This window comes from Micromonospora sp. NPDC003776, assembly GCF_053605645.1.
Genome location: NZ_JBSGJR010000900.1, coordinates 1 through 1,645 on the forward strand (window position 1 = coordinate 1; position 1,645 = coordinate 1,645).

General features: G+C 74.7%; 1 protein-coding gene. It reads left to right on the forward strand.

Annotation, left to right across the window (positions count from 1 at the left end; all coding sequences use genetic code 11):
- Positions 1–29: 29 nt before the first annotated feature.
- Positions 30–1,508 carry a bifunctional lysylphosphatidylglycerol synthetase/lysine--tRNA ligase LysX gene (gene lysX, locus ACWEVO_RS36220; RefSeq protein ID WP_452311896.1) on the forward strand — a complete coding sequence of 493 codons (1,479 nt, stop codon included), beginning with the start codon at positions 30–32 and terminating at the stop codon, positions 1,506–1,508.
- Positions 1,509–1,645: the final 137 nt, after the last annotated feature.

Below are 1,645 nucleotides of genomic sequence, written 5' to 3' on the forward strand. Positions count from 1 at the left end.
TACCGCCGGCCGCCGCGACGGTCCGGGCGGTGCCACCGGAGGCCCCCCCGGTGCAGCGGCCGGAGCAGGTCCGGGTACGCCTGGCCAAGCTGGACCGGCTGCGCGCCGAGGGGGTCGACCCGTACCCGGTGGGCTATCCGCGGACGGCGAGCTGCGCCGCGGTGCGGGAGCGGCACGCCGGGCTGGCCCCGGACACCGGCACCGGGGAGACCGTGGCGGTGGCGGGCCGGGTGATGCTGGTCCGCGACCACGGGCGGGTGCTCTTCGCCACCGTCCGGGACGGCAGCGGTGACCTGCAGCTGATGCTGGAGCACGACCTGGACCGTTGGCGGGCCACCGTCGACATCGGCGACCACGTCGGCGCGACCGGCGAGGTGTACGCGACCCGGCACGGCGAGCTGTCGGTGCGGGTCGCCGACTGGCAGCTCACCGCCAAGTGCCTGCGCCCGCTGCCGGACAAGCACCACGGGCTGGCCGACCCGGAGGCCCGGGTCCGGCAGCGCTACCTCGACCTGGCCATCAACGCCGACGCCCGGGACCTGCTGCGGGCCCGGGGCGCGGCCCTGCACAGCCTGCGGTCCTCGCTGGTCGGCCGGGGCTTCCTGGAGGTGGAGACGCCGATCCTGCAGCGGGTGCACGGCGGGGCGAACGCCCGACCGTTCGTCACCCACAGCAACGCGTACGACCTGCGGCTGAGCCTGCGGATCGCGCCGGAGCTCTATCTCAAGCGGCTGGCCGTGGGCGGCGTCGAGCGGGTGTACGAGCTGGGCCGGGCGTTCCGCAACGAGGGCGTCGACGCCACCCACAACCCGGAGTTCACGGTGCTGGAGGCGTACCAGGCGTACGCCGACTACCACGACATGCGGGCGCTGGCCCGGGAGCTGATCGTGGCGGCGGCGACCGCGGTGCACGGCACGCCGGTGGCCCGCCGGTCCGACGGCACGCTGGTCGACCTCGGCGGCGAGTGGCCGGCGCGCACGGTCAACGAGGCGATCTCCGCCGCGCTGGGGGAGGAGGTCACCGCCGACACCGACGTCGCGGCCCTGCGCAAGCTCTGCGACGCCGCCGGGGTGCCGTACGACCCGCGCTGGGAGCGCGGCGCGGTGCTGCTGGAGCTGTACGAGCGGCTGGTCGAGGCGCGCACCGAGGTGCCCACGTTCTACCTGGACTTCCCGACCGACGTGTCGCCGCTGACCCGGCAGCACCGGCACGATCCGCGGCTGGCGGAGCGGTGGGACCTGGTCGCCTTCGGGATGGAGCTGGGCACCGCGTACACCGAGCTGGTCGACCCGACCGAGCAGCGGCGCCGGCTCACCGAGCAGTCGCTGAAGGCGGCCGGCGGCGACCCGGAGGCGATGGAGCTGGACGAGGACTTCCTCACCGCGCTCGAGTACGCGATGCCGCCGACCGGCGGCCTCGGCCTCGGCGTGGACCGCCTGGTGATGCTCCTGACCGGCCGCTCGATCCGCGAAACCCTCCCCTTCCCCCTGGTCCGCGAATCCTCCTGACCACCCATCCCCCCGTTCGAGGCGTTGATCAAGGAGTTTGCGTCGGATCCGCGCGGCTCACCGACGCAAACTCCTTGATCACCCGGGCCTGGGGGGCGGTGGGGGTGGTGAGTGGGGGCGGGGGGTGGACGGGGGGT